Source organism: Streptomyces sp. NPDC032721, from assembly GCF_055579625.1.
This window is the reverse complement of sequence record NZ_JBVIMX010000001.1, coordinates 1,436,973-1,455,793: the sequence shown is the minus strand read 5'-3', so window position 1 is coordinate 1,455,793 and position 18,821 is coordinate 1,436,973. Positions and strand designations below refer to the sequence as shown.

Annotated in this window: 16 protein-coding genes and 1 pseudogene; 10 read left to right on the top strand and 7 right to left on the bottom strand. The window is 72.1% G+C overall.

Translation table 11 applies throughout. The features are described 5' to 3' along the window. Nucleotides 1-13: 13 nt before the first annotated feature. The 3 genes from ACZ5PB_RS06235 to ACZ5PB_RS06225 all read left to right on the top strand — a co-directional run bounded on the left by ACZ5PB_RS06235 (nucleotide 14) and on the right by ACZ5PB_RS06225 (nucleotide 1,802). Nucleotides 14-538, top strand: coding sequence for a CinA family protein (locus ACZ5PB_RS06235; protein ID WP_468688174.1), 525 nt, complete (start codon nucleotides 14-16; stop codon nucleotides 536-538). 109 nt (nucleotides 539-647) lie between these two features. Then, nucleotides 648-1,043, top strand: a complete 396-nt coding sequence (locus tag ACZ5PB_RS06230) for a helix-turn-helix domain-containing protein (protein WP_399442919.1) — start codon at nucleotides 648-650, stop codon at nucleotides 1,041-1,043. A gap of 288 nt (nucleotides 1,044-1,331) precedes the next feature. After that, nucleotides 1,332-1,802, top strand: a complete 471-nt coding sequence (locus ACZ5PB_RS06225) for a Dps family protein (protein ID WP_468688172.1) — start codon at nucleotides 1,332-1,334, stop codon at nucleotides 1,800-1,802. A 399-nt stretch (nucleotides 1,803-2,201) separates the two neighbouring features. On the opposite strand, the gene ACZ5PB_RS06220 is transcribed toward ACZ5PB_RS06225, so the two are convergent. The 3 genes from ACZ5PB_RS06220 to ACZ5PB_RS06210 form a co-directional block, all read right to left on the bottom strand. Next, a complete protein-coding gene (locus tag ACZ5PB_RS06220; RefSeq protein WP_468688171.1) occupies nucleotides 2,202-3,017 on the bottom strand; it encodes an SDR family NAD(P)-dependent oxidoreductase in 816 nt (271 codons plus the stop codon). Between the two features lie 32 nt (nucleotides 3,018-3,049). Then, the gene (locus tag ACZ5PB_RS06215) at nucleotides 3,050-3,889 is read right to left on the bottom strand and encodes a DNA-formamidopyrimidine glycosylase family protein (RefSeq protein ID WP_468688170.1); all 840 of its coding nucleotides are present in this window, start codon (nucleotides 3,887-3,889) and stop codon (nucleotides 3,050-3,052) included. A gap of 82 nt (nucleotides 3,890-3,971) precedes the next feature. After that, nucleotides 3,972-8,720: an Lhr family ATP-dependent helicase gene (locus tag ACZ5PB_RS06210; RefSeq protein WP_468688168.1), complete on the bottom strand. Its 4,749-nt coding sequence runs from the start codon at nucleotides 8,718-8,720 to the stop codon at nucleotides 3,972-3,974. A gap of 102 nt (nucleotides 8,721-8,822) precedes the next feature. Here ACZ5PB_RS06210 and ACZ5PB_RS06205 point away from each other — a divergent pair, with 102 nt between their 5' ends. The 3 genes from ACZ5PB_RS06205 (at nucleotide 8,823) to ACZ5PB_RS06195 (ending at nucleotide 10,863) form a co-directional block, all read left to right on the top strand. Further along, entirely contained in the window at nucleotides 8,823-9,677 is an 855-nt protein-coding gene (locus tag ACZ5PB_RS06205; protein ID WP_468688167.1) for an AraC family transcriptional regulator, read from the top strand. Nucleotides 9,678-9,799: 122 nt separating this feature from the next. Beyond that, nucleotides 9,800-10,558, top strand: coding sequence for an AzlC family ABC transporter permease (locus tag ACZ5PB_RS06200; protein ID WP_468688314.1), 759 nt, complete (start codon nucleotides 9,800-9,802; stop codon nucleotides 10,556-10,558). Continuing rightward, on the top strand, nucleotides 10,555-10,863 hold the full coding sequence (locus ACZ5PB_RS06195; protein ID WP_468688165.1) for an AzlD domain-containing protein: 309 nt from the start codon (nucleotides 10,555-10,557) through the stop codon (nucleotides 10,861-10,863). The genes ACZ5PB_RS06200 and ACZ5PB_RS06195 overlap by 4 nt, the downstream gene beginning before the upstream one ends. Nucleotides 10,864-10,891: 28 nt before the next feature. Here the strand turns inward: ACZ5PB_RS06195 and ACZ5PB_RS06190 are convergent, their stop codons facing one another. Next, the gene (locus ACZ5PB_RS06190; protein ID WP_468688163.1) at nucleotides 10,892-11,806 is read right to left on the bottom strand and encodes a hypothetical protein; all 915 of its coding nucleotides are present in this window, start codon (nucleotides 11,804-11,806) and stop codon (nucleotides 10,892-10,894) included. A 79-nt stretch (nucleotides 11,807-11,885) separates the two neighbouring features. Here ACZ5PB_RS06190 and ACZ5PB_RS06185 point away from each other — a divergent pair, with 79 nt between their 5' ends. Both ACZ5PB_RS06185 and ACZ5PB_RS06180 read left to right on the top strand, forming a co-directional pair. After that, nucleotides 11,886-12,080 carry a DUF3046 domain-containing protein gene (locus ACZ5PB_RS06185; protein ID WP_468688162.1) on the top strand — a complete coding sequence of 65 codons (195 nt, stop codon included), beginning with the start codon at nucleotides 11,886-11,888 and terminating at the stop codon, nucleotides 12,078-12,080. Between the two features lie 195 nt (nucleotides 12,081-12,275). Beyond that, on the top strand, nucleotides 12,276-13,433 hold the full coding sequence (locus ACZ5PB_RS06180; RefSeq protein WP_468688312.1) for an AI-2E family transporter: 1,158 nt from the start codon (nucleotides 12,276-12,278) through the stop codon (nucleotides 13,431-13,433). Between the two features lie 35 nt (nucleotides 13,434-13,468). On the opposite strand, the gene ACZ5PB_RS06175 is transcribed toward ACZ5PB_RS06180, so the two are convergent. The 3 genes and pseudogenes from ACZ5PB_RS06175 to ACZ5PB_RS06165 all read right to left on the bottom strand — a co-directional run. Beyond that, nucleotides 13,469-15,625 carry an MMPL family transporter gene (locus tag ACZ5PB_RS06175; protein WP_468688160.1) on the bottom strand — a complete coding sequence of 719 codons (2,157 nt, stop codon included), beginning with the start codon at nucleotides 15,623-15,625 and terminating at the stop codon, nucleotides 13,469-13,471. Nucleotides 15,626-15,849: 224 nt separating this feature from the next. After that, complete coding sequence (locus tag ACZ5PB_RS06170) at nucleotides 15,850-16,560, bottom strand: response regulator (protein WP_468688158.1); 711 nt, start codon at nucleotides 16,558-16,560, stop codon at nucleotides 15,850-15,852. 217 nt (nucleotides 16,561-16,777) lie between these two features. Next, nucleotides 16,778-16,972: pseudogene (locus ACZ5PB_RS06165) on the bottom strand (histidine kinase); the annotation flags it as partial. Here ACZ5PB_RS06165 and ACZ5PB_RS06160 point away from each other — a divergent pair. After that, on the top strand, nucleotides 16,971-17,102 hold the full coding sequence (locus ACZ5PB_RS06160; protein ID WP_468688156.1) for a hypothetical protein: 132 nt from the start codon (nucleotides 16,971-16,973) through the stop codon (nucleotides 17,100-17,102). The pseudogene ACZ5PB_RS06165 and the gene ACZ5PB_RS06160 sit on opposite strands and share 2 nt — an antisense overlap. Before the next feature lie 586 nt (nucleotides 17,103-17,688). Next, nucleotides 17,689-18,819 (top strand): recombinase RecA, encoded by a 1,131-nt coding sequence (recA, locus tag ACZ5PB_RS06155; RefSeq protein WP_468688154.1) that lies wholly within the window; start codon nucleotides 17,689-17,691, stop codon nucleotides 18,817-18,819. The last annotated feature ends 2 nt before the right edge of the window (nucleotides 18,820-18,821 follow it).

Below are 18,821 nucleotides of genomic sequence, written 5' to 3'. Positions count from 1 at the left end.
GGGTGCTGAAGCGGTGCTTGCCGTGCTTGGTGCCCGGGGGCAGACGCTGGCCGTCGCCGAGTCGCTGACCGGCGGTCTGGTGGCCGGGGAGCTGACCGGGGTGCCCGGGGCCTCGAAGGTCTTCCGCGGGTCCGTGACGGCGTACGCGACCGAGCTGAAGCGTGATCTCCTGGGGGTCGCGCCCGGTCTGCTGCGGGAGCGCGGGGCCGTGGACGGCGAGGTCGCGCGGCAGATGGCGGCCGGTGTGCGACGGGTGCTCGGGGCCGACTGGGGGATCTCGACGACCGGTGTCGCGGGGCCCGATCCGCAGGACGGGCAGCCCGTCGGCACCGTTTTCATGGCCGTCGTCGGGCCGGGCGGAGTACAGAAAGTGGCCGCACTGCGGTTGAACGGCAGCCGTTCGGACATTCGTAGAGAGAGTGTGCGGGGCGTTTTCGAGCTGCTTGCCGGCGAGCTGGGCGGCGGACCCGTGGGTGGCGAGAGTGAACCCATCGGAAATGCGCGGGCACAGGATACGGAACAGAACGGGGGGACTTGATGTTTGCAGCCCTGAGTGAACACGACATCGCTCCCCGCACGGCCGCAGCGCGAGGCGGTACGGTGGGGCGTGAAGGATGCGGCTACGCGGTCCGAGGAGGGAGCCACCGATGATTCTGCTCCGTCGCCTGCTGGGTGACGTGCTGCGTCGGCAGCGCCAGCGCCAAGGCCGTACTCTGCGCGAAGTCTCCTCGTCCGCCCGGGTATCGCTCGGCTATCTCTCCGAGGTGGAGCGGGGGCAGAAGGAGGCATCCTCCGAGCTGCTTTCCGCGATCTGCGACGCGCTTGATGTACGGATGTCCGAGCTCATGCGGGAAGTGAGCGACGAACTTTCCCTGGCCGAACTGGCGGCGTCGGCTGCGGCCGGTGAGACGCCGGTGCGCCAGCCGATGCGACCGATGCTCAATGCGGTCTCCGTGACGTCGGTGACCGGCGTGCCCGGTGTACCGACCGAGCGAGTGACGATCAAGGCACCTGCGGAAGCGGTGGACGTCGTCGCTGCCTAGCGAATGTCGCTGCCCAGTGAGCAGCGAACAGCGAATGAAGTAGCGCGTGGGCCCGAGCCCCGGGCGGCCTCTTGGAGGTCGGTCGGGGCTCGGGTCTTTTTTGGCTGAGGGCTGGCGGCTAGGGGCTGAGGGCTGGGGTAGGTGCAGGGTGGGGCCGGGGTGGGGCTTTCCTGTGGTGCGGGAGTGGGTTCCTTCGTAGATGACCCTGGATGACCGAATTGGATCGTTTATGGCAGGGTTGGGGGTGCTGAGCCAGATTGCTGGAAATTTCTTCTGAGGAGGATGCGGATGTCTGCCGTGAAGAGCACGCTGCCCGAGGCCGATCTCAAGGTGGTCGGGGAGGCACTCCAGGGGGCGCTCGTCGACCTGCTGGACCTTTCGCTGGTGGCGAAGCAGGTGCACTGGAACGTGGTGGGTCCCCGGTTCCGGTCCGTACACCTTCAGCTCGACGAGGTCGTGGACACCGCGCGGCTGCACTCCGACACGGTGGCCGAGCGGGCCTCCACGGTCGGTGTCAGCCCGGACGGGCGGGCCGCGACGGTCGCGTCGTCGAGTGCCATCGCGGAGGTTCCGACGGGATGGATCAAGGACTCCGACGCGGTACGGATCCTGGTGGACGCACTCGGTGCGGTGATCGTGCGGATGCGCGAGCGCATCGAGGCGACCGGTGACCCGGACCCGGTCAGCCAGGACATCATCATCGCGCTGACCGCGGACCTGGAGAAGCACGCCTGGATGTTCCAGGCCGAGACCGCCTGACCGTCCCGAGAACGTCGGGCGTGGGACCTACGGGGCTGGGTGTGCGCCGGTGGTGCCTGGAGACCTCCGGGTGCTCCAGGTGCTTCCGGTGCGCCCTCCCGTACGGGAATGACCGCATCTAGCGTCGGCCGGAGGAGGCAGCCATGGTGCGGATGGTGCGGCGCGACTGCTCGATACGTGGGCGTGGAGGTGCGCCGGGTGCGCGTGCTGTGGTCGGTGTGGGCCTGGCTCTGGGGCTCGGGGTGCTGTGGTGGTGGGCGGTGCTGCGGATGGTGCTGGTGCCGGGTGGGGCGGGTGTGGTCGAGGGGGCGGTTGTTGCCGGGGGGTGGGGGCTGAGTCTGCTTCCGGTGCATGTGGTGGCTTGGGGGCCGGGGAAGCGGGCGTTGGGGGAGCGGGGGGTTACCAAGGCATCGAGACGCCGCCGTTGGGGCGGAGGATCTGGCCCGTCGTGAAGCTGGCGGCGTCCGAGGCGAGGTAGAGGACCGCGTGGGCGACCTCTTCGGCTTCGCCGACGCGGCCGAGCGGGGTGATGCGGTTCATGGTGGCTTCGGCGCGGTGCTGGAGCACGTCGTCGTGCCGGGCGGTCATCGGGGTGCGGATCCAGCCGGGGGCAACGGAGTTGACGCGGATGCCTTGCGGGCCCAGTTCGGTGGCGAGGGTTTTGGTGAGCTGGACGACCGCTGCCTTGGTGGCGCTGTAGCAGAAGAGGCCGGCGTTGGAGCTGTCCACTGCTCCGGAGGTGAGGGTGATGATGGTGCCGGGGGTGGTTGAGTTCTCTGTGGCTTGGGCTTGGGCTTGGGCGAGCATGTGGCGGGCTGCTTCCTGGCAGGCGTACAGGACGCCCTTGAAGTTGACTGCCAGGAGGCGGTCGAGGTCTTCGTCGGTGGTCTCCAGGACGGTGCTGGAGTGCATGATTCCGGCGGCGGTGACGAGGATGTCGAGGCGGTCGGCCGTTTCCATCGCCGCTCGGATGCCGTCCCGCGATGTCACGTCGAGGACGTGAGTGGCGGCGGTGCCACCGGCTTTGGTGATCCGGAGGGCGGTCTCGGCCAGGTTCGCCTCGTCGCGGTCCGCGCAGTGCACGGTGGCGCCCGCTTCGGCGAGGAGCAGGGCAGTGGCGCGGCCGATGCCGCTGGCCGCGCCGGTGACGAACGCGGTGCGGCCGGTGAGGTCGTATGCCGGGAGCCGTTCGGGGCGTCGTACGGGGAGAGGCATGGGGTGACCGTACGACTGGATCTGACGGAGCGTCAATTGGTGGGGCCCTGTTGGCAGTTCGGGCACCAGTAGGTGGGGCGTTCGCGGGTTCCGTCGCCCTGGTCGGCCTTGCGGACGGGGGTGCCGCAGCGGAGGCAGGGGCGGGACTCACGGCCGTAGACGAAGAGGCGGTCGGGGGTGGGGGCGGAGGTGGAGGTGGAGGTGCGAGGGGTGGTGGTCGTGCGGCGGTCGGGGTGGTCCTTGTTGAGGTCGAGGAGGCGGTGGGCGGTGGTGACCAGGCGCGGTGGGACGTCGGGGGCGAGGGCGGCGACCGGGAGCCACGGGGTGACTCGGGCGAGGAAGCAGAGCTCGGACTTGTAGACGTTGCCGATGCCCGCGAGATTGCGCTGGTCGAGGAGGGCTTCGCCGAGGGGGCGGTCGGGGGAGGCCAGGAGGTTGCGTACCGCCAGGGCGTGGAGGGCGGGGTCCTGCTGCCAGTCCGGGGCGAGGAGGTCCGGGCCGAGGTGGCCGACGACGGTGGGTTCGTCGGAAGTGCGCAGGAGTTCGAGGACCGGGAGGCGGAAGCCGACGGCGGTGGCCCCGGTGTTTCCGAGTACGGCGCGGATCTGGTGGGAGGGGCCGCCGCGCCAGGGCTCGCCGGGGGCGTAGATGCGCCAGGCGCCGTCCATCCGGAGGTGCGAGTGGAGGGTGAGGCCGCCCTCGATGCGGGTGAGGAGGTGTTTGCCGTACGGGGTGACGTCGAGGACCTCGCGGCCGGTCAGGTCGGCGGTGGCGAAGCGGGGGACGCGGAGGTCGGCGTGCGTGAGGGGACGGTGGGCCAGGGCGGCGTGCAGGCGGTGGGCGGCTTGCCAGACGGTGTCTCCTTCGGGCATGGGTCCATGATGGGGGATTTGGCCGGGAGGGGCGGGGTGAGGTGGGCCGCCCAGGTGCCGGGGGGCGGGCGTCTTCAGGGCTTCAGGGGCGGATGCGGAGTCCCTTCGGGGTGGCGTGGAAGCCCGCCGACTCCAGGGCGCGGCCCAGGGGTGAGGTGAGGGCGGGGGAGTTGTTGATGCGCTCGACGGTGATGGTGCCGAGGTCTCCGGCGCGGGCCGAGGCGGTGAGGGCTTCGGATGCCGCGTGGATGCGGGGGTCGGCGTCGTCCGTAAGGGCTGGGGCGGCCGGGGTGGCGGGGGCGTCCGGGGCCGGAATGCCGGACGGGGCCGGGACGCCGGACGGGGTCGGCACACCGGGCGCGGCGGTGGGCCAGGCGAGGAGGGTCTTGCCGCCGCGCTCCATGTAGAGGGTCAGCTCGCCGTCCACCAGGACGACCAGGGCGCCTGCCTTGCGGCCGGGCTTGTGGGTGACGCCGGCCGGTGGTTCGGGCCAGGGGAGGGCCGCGCCGTACGCGTTGGCGGGGTCGGCGGCGGCCAGGACCACGGCCCGGTTCGGGGCGTCGCCCTCGCTGCGGTCGCGGGCCGTGGCCGCAGCGCGGAGCCGGTCGACCGCCCCGTCCATGGCGAACTGGGCGGCACCCAGGCCCTCGACCACGTACCCCCTGCGGGCCTGCCCGCTGTCCTCGAACGCGGCGAGGATGCGGTAGACGGCCGAGAAGCCGCCCTCCACGCCCTCGGCGGCGACCGCGCCCCTCGTCACCACGCCGTGCCGGTCCAGGAACGTACGCGCGAGGGCGTGTGCGCGGTGGGTCGGATCGGGCTCCGGGGCGGGGAGCAGCGACCAGCGGCCCGCGACGGTGGGCGGTCCCGTACGGGAGACGGGGCGGGCCGAGGCGGTGAGCGAGCCGTAACGGCCGCGCGGCACCGAGCGCTTGGCGCGGTGCGCGGTGGCGCCCGCCGTGCGGCCCGAGCCGAGGAGGGCGCGCAGCGGGGCCAGGGTGTCGTTGGTCAGACGGCCCGACCAGGCCAGGTCCCAGAGGGCGTCGGCCAGTTGGGGGTCGGTGGCGTCGGGGTGCGTGGTGGCGCGCACCTGATCGGCGATCTGGCGGAAGAACAGCCCGTACCCGCCGGTGAGCGTGGTGAGGACGGACTCGTGCAGCGCGGAGAGTTCGAGGGGGTGGGGTGGCGGGAGGAGGAGTGGTGCGGTGTCGGCCAGGTAGAGGGAGACCCAGCCGTCCTTGCCGGGGAGTGCGCCGGCACCGGCCCACAGCACCTCGCCGGTGGTGGTGAGTTCGTCGAGCAGTGCCGGGGTGTAGCCGGTGACCCGGGAGGGGAGGACGAGCTTCTCCAGGGCGGAGGCCGGGACGGCGGCGCCCTGCAACTGCTCGATGGCGCGCACCAGTCCGTCGATGCCGCGCAGTCCGCCGCTCCCGTAGTGCTGCCACTGGGGCAGGAACGTGGCGAGCGCGGCGGGGGCGACCGGCTCCAGTTCCTGGCGCAGGGCCGCGAGCGAGCGGCGGCGCAGGCGGCGAAGGACCGTCGCGTCGCACCACTCCTGGCCGATGCCCGCAGGGTGGAACTCGCCCTGGACGACGCGGCCGCCCGCGGCGAGCCGGTGCAGGGTGCCGTCGGTGACCGCTGTGCCGAGGCCGAAGCGGTGTGCCGCGGTGGTGGACGTGAAGGGCCCGTGGGTGCGGGCGAACCGGGCCAGGAGGTCGCCCAGCGGGTCCTTGACCGGTTCGGTGAAGGCCTCGGGGACGCCGACGGGGAGCGCTGTGCCGAGGGCGTCGCGCAGCCGGCCCGCGTCCTCGATCGCCGCCCAGTGGTCCGTGCCCGCGATGCGCACCCGGATGACGCGGCGGGCGTCGGCGAGCTCCGCCGCCCACTGCGGCTCGGCGCCCCTGGCCTCCAGTTCGGCCCCGGTGAGCGGACCCAGGACCCGCAGGAGGTCGGCGACGCCCTCCGCGTCCTTGATGCGGCGGTCCTCGACGAGCCACTGGAGCTCCTGCTCCAGCTGCGAGAGGACCTCCGCGTCGAGCAGTTCGCGCAGCTCCGCCTGGCCGAGCAGCTCGGCCAGCAGCCGGGAGTCCAGCGAGAGCGCCGCCGCGCGCCGCTCCGCGAGCGGCGAGTCGCCCTCGTACAGGAACTGGGCGACGTAACCGAAGAGGAGGGACCGGGCGAACGGGGACGGTTCCGTGGTGGTGACCTCGACGAGGCGGACCCGGCGGGCCTCGATGTCGCCCATCAGCTCGGTCAGCCCGGGTACGTCGAAGACGTCCTGGAGGCACTCGCGGACCGCCTCCAGCACGATCGGGAACGAGCCGAACTCGGAGGCAACCTGGAGGAGCTGGGAGGCGCGCTGGCGCTGCTGCCACAGCGGGGTGCGCTTGCCGGGGCTGCGGCGCGGCAGCAGCAGCGCACGGGCCGCGCATTCGCGGAAGCGGGCGGCGAACAGGGCGGAGCCGCCGACCTGGTCCGTGACGATCTGTGCGACCTCGCCCTTGTCGAAGAGGGTGTCGGCGGCACCGACCGGGGCCTGCTCGCTGTCGTACTCCGTGCCCAGGGGCTTGGCCGGGGCCGGTGCGGCCGGGGAGCCGTCCAGGGGGTCGAGGCCCATGAGGTCCAGCCCCATCAGGTCCGCGTCAGGCAGCCGCAGCACGATGCCGTCGTCGGCGTGCATCACCTGAGCGTCCATGCCGTACTTCTCGGACAGCCTGGCCCCCAGGGCCAGCGCCCACGGGGCGTGCACCTGCGCGCCGAACGGGGAGTGGACCACCACCCGCCAGTCGCCCAGCTCGTCGCGGAACCGCTCCACGACGATCGTCCGGTCGTCCGGGACGTGACCCGCCGCCCTGCGCTGTTCGTCGAGGTACGACAGGACGTTTCCGGCGGCCCAGTCGTCCAGCCCGGCGGCGCCCAGCCTGGCACGGGCGTCCTCCGGGGCCAGGGCGCCGATCTCGCGCAGGAACGCGCCCAGCGCACGGCCGAGTTCGAGCGGGCGGCCCAGCTGGTCGCCCTTCCAGAACGGCAGCCTGCCCGGTACGCCGGGGGCGGGGGAGACCAGTACACGGTCGCGGGTGATGTCCTCGATGCGCCAGGACGTCGTACCGAGGGTGAAGACGTCGCCCGCGCGGGACTCGTAGACCATCTCCTCGTCGAGCTCGCCGACCCGGCCGCCGCCCTTCTTCGGGTCGGATCCGGCGAGGAACACACCGAACAGGCCCCGGTCGGGGATCGTCCCGCCGGAGGTGACGGCGAGCCGCTGCGCCCCCGGGCGGCCCGTGACCGTACCCGCGATGCGGTCCCAGACCACGCGCGGCCTCAGCTCGGCGAACGCGTCGGACGGGTAGCGCCCGGCGAGCATGTCGAGGACGGAGGTGAAGGCCGACTCCGGCAGCGAGGCGAACGGCGCCGCCCGCCGGGCCAGCGCGAGGAGGTCGTCGGCCTGCCAGGAGTCCAGCGCGACCATCGCGACGAGCTGCTGCGCCAGTACGTCCAGGGGGTTGGCCGGGATGCGCAGGGACTCGATGGAGCCACTGCGCATCCGCTCGGTGACCACGGCGGCCTGCACCAGGTCGCCCCGGTACTTGGGGAAGACGACACCCGTGGACACCGCGCCCACCTGGTGTCCGGCCCGGCCCACGCGCTGGAGGCCGGAGGCGACGGAGGGCGGCGACTCCACCTGGATCACCAGGTCGACCGCCCCCATGTCGATGCCCAGCTCCAGGCTGGAGGTGGCGACCACGGCAGGCAGCCGGCCCGCCTTGAGGTCCTCCTCGACCAGGGCGCGCTGCTCCTTGGAGACCGAGCCGTGGTGCGCGCGGGCGAGCAGCGGCGGGGCGCCCTGGGCGGCGCCCGACTGACCCATGAGCTCGGCGGGGGAGCCGCCCTCGGGGAGTGCCTCGCCGGTGGCCCTCTCGTACGCGATCTCGTTGAGCCGGTTGCACAGGCGCTCGGCCAGGCGGCGGGAGTTGACGAAGACGATCGTCGAGCGGTGCGCCTGGACGAGGTCGGCGATCCGCTCCTCCACCTGTGGCCAGATGGACGGTTTGTCGCCCTGGTCGTCGTCCCTGGCGGGGGAACCGCCCAGTTCGCCCATGTCCTCCACGGGGACCACCACCGACAGGTCGAACACCTTGGTCGACGGCGGCTGGACGATCTCGACCTTGCGCTGCGGGGACAGGAAGCGGGCCACCTCGTCGACCGGTCTGACCGTCGCCGAGAGGCCGATCCGGCGGGCGGGCCGGGGCAGCAGCTCGTCGAGTCGCTCCAGGGACACGGCGAGATGGGCGCCGCGCTTGGTGCCCGCGACCGCGTGCACCTCGTCCAGGATCACCGTCTCGACACCTTCCAGGGCGGTGCGGGCCGAGGAGGTGAGCATCAGGAACAGTGACTCGGGCGTGGTGATCAGGATGTCCGGCGGCCTGGTCGCGATCGACCTGCGTTCGGCGGGCGGGGTGTCGCCCGAGCGGATGCCGACCCGGATGTCCGGCTCGGGCAGCCCGAGCCGCACCGACTCCTGGCGGATGCCGGTCAGCGGGCTGCGCAGATTGCGCTCGACGTCCACCGCGAGGGCCTTCAGCGGGGAGATGTAGAGCACCCGGCAGCGCTTCTTGGCGTCGGCCGGCGGAGGCGTGGACGCCAGGCTGTCGAGCGAGGCGAGGAACGCGGCGAGGGTCTTTCCCGACCCGGTCGGGGCGACGACCAGGACGTCCGAGCCCTCGCCGATGGCCCGCCAGGCACCGTCCTGTGCAGCGGTCGGCGTGACGAAGGCCCCCGTGAACCAGCTCCTGGTCGCGGGGGAGAACGAGTCGAGCGCTGTCCTCACCATGCTCACCATCGTGCACCCCACCACTGACAATGCCCCGGAGATCCTCGGTCCACAGCGTGGACGCCCAGGTCAGCGGCGTGGCGAGGGGCGCACAATGGTCGGATGGAGAAGGGCGCGACGGTCACCCGGCGGCACGGCGAGTGGGCCAGGCACTGGCAGTGCCCTGGCGTGCCGGGCCTCGATCTGCTGCGGGCCCGCTACGTCCGGCACTCCTTCCCGCGCCACAGCCACGAAGGGTTCGTGCTCGGCGCGGTCCGCCGGGGCGTCGAGGACGTGTACACGCCGGACGGCACGGTCAGCGCGGCACCGGGCAGCGTGGTCATGATCAACCCGGAGGTGCCGCACGCGGCCAGGGCCGGAGCCCCCGAAGGCTGGTCGTACGCCACCCTCTACCCCTCGCGGGAGCTCGTCGCCGAGGTGGCGGCGGAGGCGACGACGCTGCGCGGCACTCCTGGCTTCGCCGAGACCATCGTCGACGACCCCGACGCGGCCCGGCTCGTCCGCGAGGTGCACCGGGCCGCCGAGGAGAGCAACGCGCTCGCCGCCGACACCCTGTTCCGCGTGGTGATCGCCCGGCTGCTGCGCCGGTACGGGGCGTCCCTGCCGACGACGGCCCGGGGCCCCGCGCCGGCGTCCGCCCGGACCGCGGCGCTCGCCCAGGAAATACTGGTGGACCGGATGGCCGAGCCGCCCTCCCTGGAGGCACTGGCGCAGGAGGTCGGCACCAGCCCCTTCGCGCTGCTGCGCGCCTTCAAGGCGGCGTACGGGATGCCTCCGCACACCTGGCTCACCGACGCGCGCGTGAGCCGGGCGCGGCGCCTGCTGGACGCGGGGACGCCGCCCGCCGACGCGGCACTCGCGGTGGGCTTCACCGATCAGCCCCACCTCAACCGGCACTTCACCCGGATCGTCGGGGTGCCGCCCGGCGCGTACCGGCGCGAGCGCGCCGGAAGGTGACCGGCGGGTGACCGGAGCGCGCGCAAGAACGTACAAGACCGAGGGCGGGCTGCCCTCGTAGCGTCCGGGACGTGGCAGATCAGACAGCATCCCCCTCGGGAACCCCGTTCCCGCCCTTGCACGTGTCCCCGTCCCCGTCCTCCACCGCACCTGCGTCCCCGGCCGAGCCGAAGGCCGACTCCGCGGTGGTGCGGGACGCGCTCGGCGTGGGCGTCGCCGTCGGGCTCTCCGGCTTCGCCTTCGGGGTGACCTCGGCGGGCGCCGGGCTCACCCTCCCGCAGACCTGTGCGCTCAGCCTGCTGGTGTTCACCGGCGCCTCGCAGTTCGCACTCGTCGGGGCGCTCGCCGCCGGGGGCAACCCGCTCACCGCGGCAGCCGGCGCCTTCTTCCTGGGGGTGCGCAACACCTTCTACGGGCTGCGGCTCTCGGAACTGCTCGCCCTGCCCCGGCTCGTACGCCCCCTCGCCGCGCAGGTGGTCATCGACGAGACGGCGGCCGTCGCACTCGCCCAGCCCACCCGGCGCAGCGCCCGCATCGGCTTCACCGTCACCGCACTCACGCTGTACGTGCTGTGGAACCTCACCACCTTCCTCGGCGCGCTGGGCGCCGAAGCCATCGGGGACACCAACGCCTGGGGCCTGGACGCGGCAGGCCCCGCCGTCTTCCTCGCCCTGCTCGCCCCCATGCTGCGGACGGCCTCGGAGCGGGCGGTCGCCGCGCTCGCGGTCCTGCTCGGGCTCGGACTGCTCCCCGTGGTGCCCGAGGGGGTGCCCGTCCTGGTGGCCGCACTGGCCGCGCCGCTGGTGCTCTTCCTCAAGGGGCGGGGCGACAAGGTGCGCGGTGACCGGCGTGCCGGCCACGCGAAGGGAGAGGTCCGTTGAGCGTCTGGATCGCCATCATCGCCACGGCTGTGGGCTGTTACGCCGTCAAACTTCTCGGACTGCTCGTTCCCGCGAGCGCCCTGGAGCGGCCGCTCGTGCGGAAACTGGCCGCACTGCTGCCCGTCGCCCTGCTCGCGGCACTCACCGCACAGCAGACCTTCGCCACGGGGCAGCAACTGGTGCTGGACGCCCGGGGCGCGGGCCTGGTGGCGGCCGCGGTCGCGCTCGTACTGCGGGCACCGTTCCTGGTCGTGGTCGGGGCGGCCGTCGCCGTGACGGCGGGGGTACGCGCGCTGGGCGGCTGAGGCACGCCCACGCCCACGCGCGCGTGCCTCAGCCGATCGTCCTGCCGTACGCCCGCAGCGTCAGCAGCGCGTCGATCGTGACGAGCGGACGCGACTCCAGCTCGGTCCCCGGCGCCCACACCCGCCACCGGACCGGCCAGCCCCCGTCCTCCTGCTGATCGGCCTCCAGGAAGTCCAGGGAACGTTTCATCTCCTCGTCGGTGAACCAGCCGCGGGCCAGCGACCCGGGCACGCGCGCGTAGTCGTGGGCGAAGTGGTGCTCGCCCGGGGCGTACCCGGGCGCGACCGGGACCTGCGCGCGCCGCGCCGGATCGAGGACCACCAGCCGCTGCTCGCGCACCAGCCGTCCGAGCCGGTCCGCGGCGGCCTCGGCACGCGGGCGGTCGGGGGCGCCGTCCAGGAAGGCGACGGCGGCCTGGACCTCGTACGGGTGGGAGGACTCCAGCGCCTCCACGGCCGCCCAGCAGAAGTCGGTCGCCCGGAACAGCCAGGCGTGCCACACCTCGTTGCGGTGCAGCAGACCGACCACCGGTCCCGTCGCCAGCAGCTCGCTCGGCGGATCGTCCACCACGGGGACGAACGGCGCGGCCGGGTAGCCGCGCTGCGAGGGGTGCACGGCGGGCAGTGCGCCGTCCTTCGCCGACACCTCCGTCAGATAGCGGCACACCCGCTCCACGCGCGTGCCGCCGCAGCGGCCGATCTCCTCCAGCACCCGCAGCGCGTGTGCCGTGTGCAGGGGCTGGCTCACCGGCCCCCGGAAATCGGGCTCCAGCGCGTGTCCGAAACCGCCGTCGGCGCCCAGATACGCGTTGAGGGCGGTCTCGACCGGGTCCGCTTCGCCGTCGAGGAAGTGGTACGCGAACCGCCGCTGCTCCAGGACCCGGGCGGTCAGCCACACGAAGTGCTCGGCACGGGCGAGAGGGGATGCTCCATTTCCAGCCATGTGCCGACGGTAGGGCTCCGTGCGTCCATGGCAAGGGGTGCGGACCGCTCTGCACTCTCAGGGGCGGGATACTGGTGTCATGCGGTTGACGATTTTCTGGGAGCGGATGGCGGCGCACTTCGGCGAGGGGTACGCCGATTCCTTCGCCCGCGACCACGTGATGTCCGAACTCGGCGGCCGTACGGTGCACGAGGCGCTCGACGCGGGATGGGACGCGAAGTCCGTCTGGCAGGCCGTGTGCCGCGCCATGGACGTACCGCAGGACAGTCGCTGACGCCGCCACCGCGCCGACCTGCCCCAACGGGGGCATGCGGGTACGCCGTTGTCGTACTCATGAGTGACACTTGGCTCCGTGGCCCCGACTGATGAGACCGCCCAGGAACGGGCAAAAGCCCAGGACACCGCAGCGCAGGCGGCCGGCCCGCCGAGCACCGCGCCCCCCGCGGCGGCGCCTGCGGGCCCGGCCAGGATGCCCCGGTGGCTGCCGCGCGCGATGGTGCTCGCGCTGGCGCTCTACGCCTGCTTCCAGCTCGGCGACTGGGCGTTCCACCAACTCATCACGCTGCTCCTGAACATCCTGATCGCGTTCTTCCTCGCCCTCGCGGTGGAGCCCGCGGTCGGCCGGATGGCGGGCCGTGGCATGCGCCGGGGCCTGGCCACCTTCCTGGTCTTCTTCGGCGTGATGATCGCGGGCATCGGCTTCGTCGTGCTGCTCGGCTCGATGCTGGCCGGCCAGATCGTGGAGATGGTCGACGACTTCCCCAAGTACCTGGACTCGGTGATCCGCTGGATCAACCAGACCTTCAACACCGAACTGTCCAGGGTCGAGGTGCAGAACAACCTGCTGCGCTCCGACTGGCTCCAGAAGTACGTGCAGAACAGTGCGAGTGGCGTCCTGGATGTCTCCACGACGGTCCTCGGTGGCCTGTTCAAGCTGTTGACGATCTTTCTGTTCTCGTTCTACTTCGCCGCCGACGGGCCACGGCTGCGCCGCGCACTGTGCTCCGTACTGCCGCCCGCCCGGCAGATGGAGGTGCTGCGCGCCTGGGAGATCGCCGTCGACAAGACCGGCGGCTACCTCTACTCGCGCGGTCTGATGGCCCTGATCTCAGGCATCGCGCACTACATCCTGCTGGTGATCCTCGACGTCCCCTACGCCCCGGCGCTCGCCGTGTGGGTCGGCCTGATCTCGCAGTTCATCCCGACCATCGGCACCTATCTGGCGGGCGCGCTGCCGATGCTGATCGCCTTCACGGTCAACCCCTGGTACGCGGTGTGGGTGCTCGGCTTCGTGGTGGTCTACCAGCAGTTCGAAAACTACCTCCTGCAGCCCAAGCTGACCGCCAAGACCGTCGACATCCACCCGGCGGTCGCCTTCGGCTCGGTCGTCGCGGGTACGGCGTTGATGGGCGCGGTCGGCGCACTCATCGCGATCCCCGCAGTGGCCACCCTGCAAGCATTCCTGGGGGCGTACGTGAAGCGCTACGACGTCACCGACGACCCGCGCGTACAGGGCCACCGCAGCAGGCGCGCCTCCGCACTGGCCCGGATGAGGACCGCGCTGCGCCGGGACCGCGACGCAGAGCCGCCGTCCCCTCCGGCACCTCCGGCAGGGGACGGCGACTGAGCGGCTTTGCCGCTGCGCGGACGGGGCGGCCGGGATCAGTGGCGTTCCAGCTCCACCTTCGGGAGCACCCGGAGCAGCGGCTTCGGCAGCCACCACGCGCGGCGGCCCAGCAACTGCATCACGGCCGGCACGATCAGGCAGCGGATGACGACGGCGTCCAGCAGGATCGCCACCGCCAGACCGAGCCCGAACTGCTGGAGCATCCGGTCCGGGCTGAGCACGAACGCCGCGAAGACCACGATCATGATGGCGGCGGCCGCCGTGATCACCTTGCCGGTCGCCGCGAGCCCTTCCCGGACCGCCTTCTGCGGGTCCCGTTCGCGCTGCCATTCCTCGTGGATGCGGGACAGCAGGAACACCTCGTAGTCCATCGAGAGACCGAAGACGATCGCGAAGATCATCACCGGGATGAACGCCTCGACGGGCCCCGCCTGCACTGAGAACCACCCCTCCTGGAAGACCAGCGTGACCACGCCCAGGGCCGCCCCGATCGACACCAGGTTGAGCAGGGCCGCCTTGACGGGGATGAGAAGCGATCGGAAAACGACAAGCAACAGCAGCGAGGACAGGCCAACAACGATCACGACGAAGAGCGGCATCCGGTCGGAAACGGTCGCCGCGAAGTCCTCCGTCGCGGCGGTCGCCCCGCCCACCAGCAGCACTGTGCTGGTCTCCGCCGCCAGCGGCGGCAGCACCTCCGCCCGCAGCCGTGCCACCAGTTGTGACGTCGCCTCGTCCTGGGGTGCGGTCTCGGGGAAGGCGATGACGGTGGAGACGGCGCCGTCCTTCGTGGGGATCGGCCCGGTCGCCGCCGCGATGCCGTCGGCCGCTTCGAGGGCGCTGCGGAGCTTCTGGCCCGCCGCCTCGTCCGCCCCTTCGGCGACCACGATCAACGGGCCGCTGAAGCCGGGGCCGAAGCCGTCCGCCAGCAGGTCGTACGCCTGCCTGCTGGACGAGGTCCTCGGGTCGTTGCCCGCGTCGGCGAAGCCGAGGCGCATGTCGAGCGCGGGGACGGCGAGCGCGCCCAGTGCCACCATCGCGACCAGCAGGGCCGCCACCGGCCTGCGCTGGACACCGGAGGCCCACCGCCGCCAGCCGGCCCCCTCTACCCGCTTCGTCCTCGCCGCCCGCCTGGTGACCTGTCGCTGGATGCGCCGGCCGAACACGCCCAGCAGGGCGGGCAGCAGTGTCAGCGAGGCCGCCATGGTGACCAGCACGGTCAGCGCGACGGCCAGTGCCACCCCCTGGAGCGAGCCCAGGCCGAGCGCGACCAGGCCCATCAGCGCGATGATCACCGTGCAGCCCGCGAAAAAGACCGTGCGCCCGGCCGCGTCCAGAGCGGCCCGGGTGGCCCGTTCCGGTTCGCTCCCCCTGAGCAGTTCGCCGCGGAACCTGGAGAAGATCAGCAGCGCGTAGTCGATGCCGACGCCCAGCCCGACCAGCATCATGACCGGCGGGGTGAAGTCGGCGACGTCCGCCAGGTGCGAGGCGAGCGCGATCAGCCCCACCGAACTGCCCACCGCGAACAGTGCGGTGAGCACCGGCAGGCTCGCCGCGACCAGCGACCCGAAGAGGAACACCAGGATCACCAGCGCGCCCAGGATGCCCGCACCCTCGGCCGCCCCGCCGCCGCCCTCCTCGGCGTTACGGACGGCGCCGCCCCCGACGGCGGCCTGGATCCCGTCGCCGTCGAGGGCGTCCGCCGCCGCGATCACCCGGCGCACGTCCTGGGCCGGTACATCCTGCTCCCGGCCGTCCAGCGTCACGGTGGCGTACCCGACGGTGCCGTCCTCGGACACGGCCGTACGGTCCTCGTACGGACTGCGTACGCCGGCGACGCGGGGCAGCTCCGCGACCTTCCCGAGCATCCCCTCGACCCTGCTGCGGACAGCCGGATCGGCGACGCCCCGGGGCGCCCTGACGACGAGCTGGAGGGAGGCGTCGGCCTGCGCCGAACCGTGCCGCTCCAGCACCGACTGCGCCTGGTGGGAATCGGTGCCGGGCAGTGAGAAGTCGTTGTGGTAGGCGTTGCCGACGGCCGTGGAGGCACCGGTGATTCCGGCGACCAGCACGACCCACAGGACGAGTGGGCGCCAGCGGTGGGCGTACGAGAAGGCCGCGAGACGTTCGAAGACGCTGCCGCGCCTGGTCGGAGGCGGGGGCGGCGTCGGTGGCTGGTGCAGGGTGGTCATGGTGACTCCTCAAGGGGTCGACTGCGTACAAAGGCACCAGCACCCAGGGATTGCGTGAGTACGGACACGGTCACAGCGTCGGCGTACGGGGCGGGGCGGGGCGTCGGCCGCCGGGTGACACCCGTGCTGCCCCGGGGGTTGCGCCGGGGCACGCGCGCGTACCCCAGGAGTTGGCACCGTGGGGGCGCGACCCCGAGGGGCGTCTCGGGGATGACCCCGAGAGGTCAGCCCAGCCAGCCCGGTGTGATCATCCCGGACTCGTAGGCGAGGACGACCAGTTGGGCCCTGTCGCGGGCGTCCAGCTTGGTCATGATGCGGCTGACGTGCGTCTTCGCGGTGGCGGGGGAGAGCACGAGGCGGCGGGCGATCTCGTCGTTGGACAGACCGGCCCCGACCAGGCCCATCACTTCGCGCTCCCGCTCGGTCAGCGCGTTGAGCCGGGGGCTCGGGTCCGGCTGCTTGACCCGGCCCGCGAACTCCGCGATCAGCCGGCGGGTGACGGCGGGCGCGATCAGTGCGTCGCCTCGGGCCACCACCCGTACGCCGTGCAGTAGTTCCATCGGCTCGGTGTCCTTCAGCAGGAATCCCGAGGCGCCCGCGCGCAGCGCGCCGTACACGTAGTCGTCGACGTCGAAAGTGGTCAGGATGACCACTCGGACGTCCGTCAGACGGGGGTCGGTGAGGATGCGGCGGGTGGCCTCCAGGCCGTCCGTGCCGGGCATCCGGATGTCCATCAGGACGACGTCGGGGCGCAGTTCGCGGGCCAGTGCCACCGCCTGCTCGCCGTCGGACGCCTCGCCCACCACCTCGATGTCGTCCTCGCCGGAGAGGATCGAGCGGAACCCGGCCCGCACCAGCGTCTGGTCGTCCGCGAGCACCACCCGGATCGTCCGGTCCGCCGCTCCCGTCGCGGGGGGCGTCGTACGGTCCGTCATGCGTGCTCCTCAAGGGGCAGCCGGGCCTCGACCCGGAAGCCCGCTGCCGCCTCGTCGGCCTGGCACAACACCCCGAGCGTGGCCCGCAGTTCGCGCAGGGCTTCCTTGCTGGTGGCCTTGACGGTGGCCAGTGTCTCCTCGGCGGCGGCCAGTGCGACGGCGGGCTCCGGGCCCTGCCCAGCTTGTGCAGTACGGCACTCGACTGGACGTTGATCAGCGAGATGCTGTGGCCGAGCGCGTCGTGCAGCTCACGGGCGATCCGCAGCCGTTCCTCGGTCGCGCTCTGCCGCGCCCGCGCCTCCTGCTCGCGCTCGGCGGCCAGCGCCCGCTGCTCCACCTCGTGCAGATAGGCGGCGCGGGTGTGCTGGGCGCGGCCTACCGCGATCAGGCTGATCAGCCAGCCGGACAGCATGGCGAGCGAGACGTTGTCCATCTGGCGCATGCTGCCGGGCAGCGCGCTCTCGCCGAAGCCGGACGCGAGCAGTGCCGCAGCGCCCAGGGCGACGGCGGCGGCGAGCCGGCCCTCGGCGGAGGTCGTGTAGAGCGCCAGCGCGAAGGTGATCATCAGCGGGCCGTCGTAGACGCTCAGCGGGTAGTACGCCGCACTGGCGAGCAGGGTGACGACCCCGACGGCCACCGGCCACCTGCGGCGGAAGTAGAGCGCGCCGCAGCCGACGGCGATCAGTGCCCAGCCCGCCAGGGCGAGGTGTGCGGGCTCCCCCTGGTGGAATCGCATCACGAGCAGCGTCGGGACGACCACGATCAGCGCGACGACCACGGTCACGGTGACGTCCCTCGCACCGGTCACGGACCTCGCGTGCCCAGGCGGCCGCCCCGGCGCGTGGAGTCCGCGGATGCGGGAGGGGACGGGCATGCTCGGAGGATAGGCGGGCACCGTGTCGCGGCGAACCCCGTGGGCGCGAGCCCGTCCGCCCCGGTGGGCGGCGCGGGCGTGGCGCGCTTGACAGCAAAATCGAACATCCATTCATATTGGGAGTCCGGCCTTGTGGTCCCAAGGGTTCGCACGGGGTTATCCACAGGTCAGGAGGACGCCGAGGCCGATTGTCAGTGGCAGGCGTTAGCGTCTTTGACGTGAAGCGATCGACTCAAGCAAATCGGGTGGAACCCATGGCAGCAGGCACCGACCGCGAGAAGGCGCTGGACGCCGCTCTCGCACAGATTGAACGGCAATTCGGCAAGGGTGCGGTGATGCGTCTCGGCGACCGGCCGAACGACCCCATCGAGGTCATCCCCACCGGGTCGACCGCCCTGGACATCGCGCTCGGCGTCGGCGGACTGCCGCGCGGCCGTGTGGTGGAGGTGTACGGACCGGAATCCTCCGGTAAGACCACCCTCACGCTGCACGCCGTGGCCAACGCGCAGAAGGCCGGCGGCACCGTCGCCTTCGTGGACGCCGAGCACGCGCTCGACCCCGAGTACGCGAAGGCCCTCGGCGTCGACACCGAGAACCTGATCCTCTCCCAGCCGGACACCGGCGAGCAGGCACTGGAAATCGTGGACATGCTGGTCCGCTCCGGTGCCATCGACCTCATCGTCATCGACTCCGTGGCGGCGCTCGTGCCGCGTGCGGAGATCGAGGGCGAGATGGGCGACTCGCACGTCGGTCTCCAGGCCCGGCTGATGAGCCAGGCGCTCCGGAAGATCACCAGTGCGCTCAACCAGTCCAAGACCACCGCGATCTTCATCAACCAGCTCCGCGAGAAGATCGGTGTGATGTTCGGCTCGCCGGAGACCACGACCGGTGGTCGCGCGTTGAAGTTCTACGCCTCGGTCCGGCTCGACATCCGCCGCATCGAGACCCTCAAGGACGGCACGGACGCGGTCGGCAACCGCACCCGCGTCAAGGTCGTCAAGAACAAGGTCGCGCCCCCCTTCAAGCAGGCCGAGTTCGACATCCTCTACGGCCAGGGCATCAGCCGCGAGGGCGGTCTGATCGACATGGGCGTCGAGCACGGCTTCGTCCGCAAGGCCGGTGCTTGGTACACGTACGAGGGTGACCAGCTCGGCCAGGGCAAGGAGAACGCCCGTAACTTCCTGAAGGACAACCCCGATCTCGCCGACGAGATCGAGCGGAAGATCAAGGAGAAGCTCGGCGTCGGTGTGAAGCCGGCTCCCAAGGAGGAGGCCGAGGCGGGCGCGGACGCGGCGGCCCCCGGTGCCACGGCTGCCGATCCCAAGGCGGTCCCGGCCCCGGCGACCAAGGCGAAGTCGGCCAAGGCCGCGGCAGCCAAGGGCTAGTC

Excerpts from the sequence above, each read along its gene's own strand:
- ACZ5PB_RS06230 (WP_399442919.1), top strand. The coding sequence starts at position 648 with ATGATTCTGCTCCGTCGCCTGCTGGGTGACGTGCTGCGTCGGCAGCGC.
- ACZ5PB_RS06225 (WP_468688172.1), top strand. The coding sequence starts at position 1,332 with ATGTCTGCCGTGAAGAGCACGCTGCCCGAGGCCGATCTCAAGGTGGTC.
- ACZ5PB_RS06220 (WP_468688171.1), bottom strand. The coding sequence starts at position 3,017 with ATGCCTCTCCCCGTACGACGCCCCGAACGGCTCCCGGCATACGACCTC.
- ACZ5PB_RS06215 (WP_468688170.1), bottom strand. The coding sequence starts at position 3,889 with ATGCCCGAAGGAGACACCGTCTGGCAAGCCGCCCACCGCCTGCACGCC.
- ACZ5PB_RS06210 (WP_468688168.1), bottom strand. The coding sequence starts at position 8,720 with ATGGTGAGGACAGCGCTCGACTCGTTCTCCCCCGCGACCAGGAGCTGG.
- ACZ5PB_RS06205 (WP_468688167.1), top strand. The coding sequence starts at position 8,823 with ATGGAGAAGGGCGCGACGGTCACCCGGCGGCACGGCGAGTGGGCCAGG.
- ACZ5PB_RS06190 (WP_468688163.1), bottom strand. The coding sequence starts at position 11,806 with ATGGCTGGAAATGGAGCATCCCCTCTCGCCCGTGCCGAGCACTTCGTG.
- ACZ5PB_RS06185 (WP_468688162.1), top strand. The coding sequence starts at position 11,886 with ATGCGGTTGACGATTTTCTGGGAGCGGATGGCGGCGCACTTCGGCGAG.
- ACZ5PB_RS06180 (WP_468688312.1), top strand. The coding sequence starts at position 12,276 with ATGCCCCGGTGGCTGCCGCGCGCGATGGTGCTCGCGCTGGCGCTCTAC.
- ACZ5PB_RS06175 (WP_468688160.1), bottom strand. The coding sequence starts at position 15,625 with ATGACCACCCTGCACCAGCCACCGACGCCGCCCCCGCCTCCGACCAGG.
- ACZ5PB_RS06170 (WP_468688158.1), bottom strand. The coding sequence starts at position 16,560 with ATGACGGACCGTACGACGCCCCCCGCGACGGGAGCGGCGGACCGGACG.
- ACZ5PB_RS06160 (WP_468688156.1), top strand. The coding sequence starts at position 16,971 with ATGGCGAGCGAGACGTTGTCCATCTGGCGCATGCTGCCGGGCAGCGCG.
- recA (WP_468688154.1), top strand. The coding sequence starts at position 17,689 with ATGGCAGCAGGCACCGACCGCGAGAAGGCGCTGGACGCCGCTCTCGCA.